This window comes from Sulfitobacter sp. HI0129 (genome assembly GCF_001635395.1).
GTDB lineage: Bacteria > Pseudomonadota > Alphaproteobacteria > Rhodobacterales > Rhodobacteraceae > Sulfitobacter.
In genome coordinates this window covers 1-2524 of record NZ_LWGH01000292.1, presented here as the reverse complement: position 1 = coordinate 2524, position 2524 = coordinate 1, and the positions used below count along the sequence as shown (strand labels likewise).

Below are 2524 nucleotides of genomic sequence, written 5' to 3'. Positions count from 1 at the left end.
CGGACGGTGGATTATCTTCGCGATGCGGCGGCGCAGGGCGCTCAGTTCGTGCTGACGCCGGAGGTGACGAACTGTGTCTCCACCAGCCGCGCGCAACAGGCAAAGGTCCTGCGGGCCGAAAGCGAGGACGAAACACTCGCCGCGTTGAGGGAAGAGGCCAACGCCCATGGGATCTGGCTGCTGATCGGATCGCTCGGATTGCAGACGGAGGATCCGGACGGGCGCTTTGCCAACCGGTCCTTCCTGATCGATCCCGACGGGGCGGTTCAGGCGCGCTATGACAAGATCCACATGTTCGACGTGGAAATCGACGAAACCGAAACCTACCGCGAATCGGCGGGCTACCGCCCCGGCACGCAGGCGGTGGTGGCGCAGACGCCTTGGGGCACGCTGGGGATGTCCATCTGCTATGACCTGCGCTTTCCGCAACTTTATCAGGCGCTCGTCGATGCTGGCGCCCAAATCCTGACAGTGCCGGCGGCGTTTTCGCCCGTTACCGGCGCGGCTCACTGGCATGCCCTGCTGCGCGCGCGGGCCATTGAAACGGGGTGCTTCGTCCTGGCGCCCGCGCAGACCGGCACGCATCAAAGCGCCGCCAACAAAACCCGCGACACCTATGGTCATAGCCTTGTCGTGGCCCCCTGGGGAGAGGTTGTGCTTGACGCGGGCGAAGCGCCCGGGGTCTACATGTTTGAAATCGACCCCAAGGAAGTGGAGACAGCGCGCCGACGGGTGCCCAGCATGGCGAACCGTCGATCTTTTGCGCAGCCATGAGCGAAGACCGCAACATATTCGCGATCCAGTTGTTCAGTGAACTGCTGGCTGCCGATCAGTCCGTTCGGCACCGATTGTCGCGCGTTCTGCCCAAGGGCATGGAGATTTCGCATTTTTCCGTTCTGAACGCGCTCGCCTTTCATGGGGAGGAACGCTCCCCCGCGAAACTGGCGGCGACCTTCAATGTCACGCGCGGCGCGATGACCAACACGTTGTCCAAGCTGGAATGGGCCGGCTATATCCATGTTCGGCCCGACTGGGACGATGCCCGCCGGAAGATGGTCGCCATCAGCCCGGCAGGCCGACAGGCCCGCGACGCGGCGGTCGACGCGATCACGCCGATGATCAATCAGGTGGTCGACGATCTGGGCGAGGACCGGGTGCGGGATGCCCTGCCGATCCTGCGCGAAATTCGCCGCCGTCTGGCCTAGCCGGTTTCGGGGCGCGTGCTGGCCGTCACGTAGTTCACGCTGAGATCGCGCGACGACAGCCGCCATGACCATGTGACTGGGTTGAACACGAATCCCTTGCGATCGACGGGGGTGAGACCGGCGCGCCGCAGCAGATCGAAGAGTTCATCGGGGGTGATGAACTTGGACCATTCGTGGGTGCCCTTGGGCAGCCAGCGCATCACATGCTCCGCCCCGATGATTGCCATCACATAGGATTTCGGATTGCGGTTCAGGGTCGAGCAGATGTGCAGCCCGCCGGGTTTCAACAGATCATGACAGGCTGTCAGGTAGTCGATGGGGGAGGCGACATGTTCCACGACCTCCATGTTGAGCACGACATCGAAGGTTTCCCCGGCCTGGGCCAGCGCCTCGGCGGTAGTGTGGCGATAATCCACCTCCAGCTCCGATTGCTCTGCATGGATCCGCGCCACGGAAATGTTCCCTTCGGCGGCGTCCGCGCCGACGACGTCCGCGCCCAGCCGCGCCATGGGTTCTGCAAGCAGCCCGCCCCCGCAGCCGATATCGAGGATGCGCAGCCCCTCGAAGGGGCGCTGCGCTGACAGGTCGCGCCCGAACTCGCCTGCGATCTGACTGGTGATGTAGTCCAGCCGGCAGGGGTTCAGCATATGCAGCGGCTTGAATTTCCCTTCCGGATCCCACCACTCCGCTGCCATGGCTTCGAACTTGGCGATTTCCGCCGGATCCACAGTTGTCTGATGCGCTTGCATTCCGGATTCCCTATGCTCTTCTGGGTCGCGACACTATATAGGGCGGACATGGACAAAATTCCCGATCAAAAGCGCGCGGCACAGCATCTGTACCCACCGATCGATCCCTACGACCAGCGCACACTGGCCGTGGGGCAGGGGCATCACATCTATGTCGAACAATGCGGCAACCCCGATGGCATTCCCGTTGTGGTGTTGCACGGCGGGCCGGGTGGCGGGTGCAGCCCGTCCATGCGGCGCTATTTCGATCCCTCGCGGTATCGTGTCATCCTGTTCGATCAGCGTGGTTGCGGACGGTCGCGGCCCCATGCCTCGGTCACTGACAATACGACGTGGCATCTGGTCGCCGATATCGAGTTGATCCGCAAGACGCTGGGCATCGAGGAGTGGATCGTCTTCGGCGGTTCTTGGGGCGCGACGCTGGCGCTGATCTATGCCGAAACCCATCCCGAGCCGGTGCGGAACCTCGTTCTACGGGGGGTCTTCCTGATGACCAAGGGAGAGCTGGACTGGTTCTACGGCGGCGGGGCGGGCAGATCATGTCATACCGGCCCTGAACGATCACACCCG

At 63.3% G+C, this 2524-nt stretch carries 4 protein-coding genes; 3 read left to right on the top strand and 1 reads right to left on the bottom strand.

Annotated elements, in window-relative coordinates; translation table 11 throughout:
- The coding region (locus A3764_RS06470; protein WP_067951349.1) for a carbon-nitrogen hydrolase family protein at window positions 1-774 on the top strand (774 nt) is incomplete at its 5' end.
- A complete protein-coding gene (locus A3764_RS06465; protein ID WP_067923470.1) occupies window positions 771-1205 on the top strand; it encodes a MarR family winged helix-turn-helix transcriptional regulator in 435 nt (144 codons plus the stop codon). The genes A3764_RS06470 and A3764_RS06465, both read left to right, overlap by 4 nt.
- On the opposite strand, the gene ubiG is transcribed toward A3764_RS06465, so the two are convergent.
- Window positions 1202-1954, bottom strand: coding sequence for a bifunctional 2-polyprenyl-6-hydroxyphenol methylase/3-demethylubiquinol 3-O-methyltransferase UbiG (ubiG, locus tag A3764_RS06460; protein ID WP_067923472.1), 753 nt, complete (start codon window positions 1952-1954; stop codon window positions 1202-1204). The genes A3764_RS06465 and ubiG overlap by 4 nt on opposite strands.
- 48 nt (window positions 1955-2002) lie before the next feature.
- Here ubiG and A3764_RS06455 point away from each other — a divergent pair.
- Window positions 2003-2524, top strand: a 522-nt coding sequence (locus tag A3764_RS06455; RefSeq protein WP_150122093.1) for an alpha/beta fold hydrolase, incomplete at its 3' end; no start/stop codon positions are given.

Excerpts from the sequence above, each read along its gene's own strand:
- A3764_RS06465 (WP_067923470.1), top strand. The coding sequence starts at position 771 with ATGAGCGAAGACCGCAACATATTCGCGATCCAGTTGTTCAGTGAACTG.
- ubiG (WP_067923472.1), bottom strand. The coding sequence starts at position 1,954 with ATGCAAGCGCATCAGACAACTGTGGATCCGGCGGAAATCGCCAAGTTC.